This window comes from Salinarimonas chemoclinalis, from assembly GCF_041514305.1.
GTDB lineage: Bacteria > Pseudomonadota > Alphaproteobacteria > Rhizobiales > Beijerinckiaceae > Salinarimonas > Salinarimonas chemoclinalis.
In genome coordinates this window covers 2,501-6,235 of record NZ_JBGMWH010000035.1, presented here as the reverse complement: position 1 = coordinate 6,235, position 3,735 = coordinate 2,501, and the positions used below count along the sequence as shown (strand labels likewise).

Below are 3,735 nucleotides of genomic sequence, written 5' to 3'. Positions count from 1 at the left end.
GTTGCGGGGGCAGGATTCGAACCTGCGACCTTCAGGTTATGAGCCTGACGAGCTACCGGGCTGCTCCACCCCGCGCAAGGGTTCGTCTTCCCGTGTGGGGGACGTGTGTGTTGGTCCTCGAACGCGACCGGCCCCGGTTTCGAGACCGGGGCCGGCGCGGGAGGCGTCGTGAGGAGGATGGTTTGTTTTCGGCGTGTGCGCGCGTTCCCTTCGAGAGGGGATCTGTCCTTTGCAGGCCCGGCGACGACCTACTCTCCCGGGGCTTGAGCCACAGTACCATCGGCGCTGAGGAGTTTGACGGCCGAGTTCGGGATGGGATCGGGTCTTGTGCTCCTCGCTCCGGTCACCGGGCCGGCGAAGGACAGAATGCGCGCACAGGTGTGGTCTGGTCTTCGACGTCGCTTTCGTCCCGGCACGCGACGGCGCGCAGGGATCATGGGAGGCGATCAAGCCGATCGAGCGATTAGTACCGGTAAGCTCAACGCATTGCTGCGCTTGCACGCCCGGCCTATCGACGTGGTGGTCTACCACGGCTCTCGAGGGAGATCTCGTTTCGAGGTGGGTTTCCCGCTTAGATGCCTTCAGCGGTTATCCCGTCCGTACATAGCTACCCTGCACCGCGGCTGGCGCCACGACAGGTCCACCAGAGGTACGTCCATCCCGGTCCTCTCGTACTAGGGACAGATCCTCTCAAATCTCCGACACCCACGGCAGATAGGGACCGAACTGTCTCACGACGTTCTGAACCCAACTCACGTACCACTTTAATCGGCGAACAGCCGAACCCTTGGGACCTGCTCCAGCCCCAGGATGTGATGAGTCGACATCGAGGTGCCAAACGATCTCGTCGATATGGACTCTTGGAGATCATCAGCCTGTTATCCCCGGCGTACCTTTTATCCGTTGAGCGATGGCCCACCCACGCGGGACCACCGGATCACTATGGCCGACTTTCGTCTCTGCTCGACATGTCCGTCTCGCAGTCAGGCGGGCTTATGCCATTGCACTCGACGACCGATTTCCGACCGGTCTGAGCCCACCATCGCGCGCCTCCGTTACTCTTTGGGAGGCGACCGCCCCAGTCAAACTGCCTGCCATGCGCTGTCCCGGACCCGGATGACGGATCGCGGTTAGACATCCATGTCGCCAAGGGTGGTATTTCAAGGGCGGCTCCACGCGAGCTGGCGCCCGCGCTTCATAGCCTTCCACCTATCCTACACATGCCGACACGAATGCCAGCGCAAAGCTACAGTAAAGGTGCACGGGGTCTTTCCGTCTGACCGCAGGAACCCCGCATCTTCACGGGGAATTCAATTTCACTGAGCCGATGCTGGAGACAGCGGGGAAGTCGTTACGCCATTCGTGCAGGTCGGAACTTACCCGACAAGGAATTTCGCTACCTTAGGACCGTTATAGTTACGGCCGCCGTTTACCGGGGCTTCGATTCAAGGCGTGAACCTCTCCTCTTAACCTTCCGGCACCGGGCAGGCGTCAGACCCTATACGTCGTCTTGCGACTTCGCAGAGCCCTGTGTTTTTGCTAAACAGTCGCCACCCCCTGGTCTGTGCCCCTCCCACGCGGTTGCCCACGCGGAAGGCCTCCTTATCCCGAAGTTACGGAGGTAATTTGCCGAGTTCCTTCAGCATCGTTCTCTCAAGCGCCTTGGCATGCTCTGCCAGTCCACCTGTGTCGGTTTCGGGTACGGTCTCACGCGGGGGCTGTTTCCCGGGACCCTCCGGCCGCGCCTCCAATCCGATGAGGAGACACGACGGTTCGGATCCGTCACCACCCGCTGGCTCAGGACTATTCACCTGATTCCCATCGACTACGCCTTTCGGCCTCGCCTTAGGGGCCGGCTGACCCTGCGCAGATTAACTTTACGCAGGAACCCTTGGACTTTCGGCGACAGCGTCTCTCACGCTGTTTGTCGTTACTCATGTCAGCATTCTCACTTCCGATACCTCCAGGAGCCCTCGCGGGTCTCCCTTCACGGGCCTACGGAACGCTCCGCTACCACTCGGTGACCAGTTACCAGTAATCAGTCACCAGAACCCTCCGCGACCTTCAACGGCCGGCGAGGCTGTTCTTGAGGCCTTGCAGCATGCGCACGATGTGGCGCACCTCGTCGCGCCGACTCTCAGCACGCGCCGCCTCGACATACCCGAGGTCGGCACAATACCGACACCAAAGCCGAACTTCCTCCGCGGAGCCGATCGCCATCACGAGATAGCGTGCGAACTCCCGAGGAGAGGCTTGCTGCCGGCCGGCGCCCTCGACAATCAGGCTGCAGACGGACCTGGACGACCGTCTGAGCTGATCGGCGAGACCGCCGAACTGCTCGATCTTCGGGAACCCCGGGCTTTCGCCATGGAGCTCGAGCGACAGCGCATAGGCCCTACGAAAGACCTCCAGGTCTTCCGCGTCCCACTTTCCGCCGCTGCGTCGATCGAAGGCCATTCTGGTCACTGTTCACTGATAACTGGTCACCGAATCCCAAGCTTCGGCTCGTGGCTTGAGCCCCGTTACATTTTCGGCGCAAGGACCCTTGACTAGACCAGTGAGCTGTTACGCTTTCTTTAAAGGATGGCTGCTTCTAAGCCAACCTCCTGGTTGTTTTGGGGTCCTCACATCCTTTCCCACTTAGCCACGAATTGGGGGCCTTAGCTGTAGGTCAGGGTTGTTTCCCTCTCCACGACGGACGTTAGCACCCGCCGTGTGTCTCCCGTGCACTGCTTCCAGGTATTCGGAGTTTGGTTAGGTTTGGTACCGTTGTGGACAGCCCTAGCCCATCCAGTGCTCTACCCCCTGGAGCATTCACACGAGGCGCTACCTAAATAGCTTTCGCGGAGAACCAGCTATCTCCGGGTTTGATTGGCCTTTCACCCCTAGCCACAAGTCATCCGAGGCTTTTTCAACAGACACCGGTTCGGTCCTCCAGTGCGTGTTACCGCACCTTCAACCTGCTCATGGCTAGATCACCCGGTTTCGGGTCTGGCGCGCCGAACTGAACGCCCTGTTCAGACTCGCTTTCGCTGCGCCTACGCCTCACGGCTTAAGCTTGCTCGACACGCCAAGTCGCTGACCCATTATACAAAAGGTACGCGGTCACCCAGAACGAATCTTGGGCTCCCACTGTTTGTAGGCATCCGGTTTCAGGATCTGTTTCACTCCCCTCGTCGGGGTGCTTTTCACCTTTCCCTCACGGTACTGGTGCACTATCGGTCGCTGAGGAGTACTTAGGCTTGGAGGGTGGTCCCCCCGTGTTCGGACAGGATTGCACGTGTCCCGCCCTACTCGTATCCCACGCCATGCTCGATCCGTACGGGGCTGTCACCCATGTCGCCCGACTTTCCAGACGGTTCCGGTTCACATGACGCAGGCATTGGCCTGGTCCGCGTTCGCTCGCCACTACTGACGGAGTCTCGTTGATGTCCTTTCCTCCGGGTACTGAGATGTTTCAGTTCCCCGGGTTCGCCTCAAATCCCTATGAATTCAGGATCTGATACCTTCTGGTAGTGACCAGTAACCGGTGACCAGTGACCAGAAGATCCGGTCACTGTTCACTGTTCACTGGTCACTGAAGGTGGGTTTCCCCATTCGGAAATCCTCGGATCAAAGCGCGTTCGCAGCTCCCCGAGGCTTATCGCAGCGTACCACGTCCTTCATCGCCTCTCAGCGCCAAGGCATCCACCGAATGCCCTTCGTTCACTTGATCGCTCCCATGACCCATGCGCG

1 tRNA gene and 2 rRNA genes are annotated in these 3,735 nt (G+C 59.8%); all 3 read right to left on the bottom strand.

The features are described from left to right. Position 1: 1 nt before the first annotated feature. A tRNA-Met gene (locus AB9M23_RS22525) sits at positions 2 to 75 on the bottom strand. A 160-nt stretch (positions 76 to 235) separates the two neighbouring features. After that, positions 236 to 351, bottom strand: a 5S ribosomal RNA gene (rrf, locus tag AB9M23_RS22520). A 91-nt stretch (positions 352 to 442) separates the two neighbouring features. Beyond that, a 23S ribosomal RNA gene (locus AB9M23_RS22515) occupies positions 443 to 3,715 on the bottom strand. Between the last annotated feature and the right edge of the window lie 20 nt (positions 3,716 to 3,735).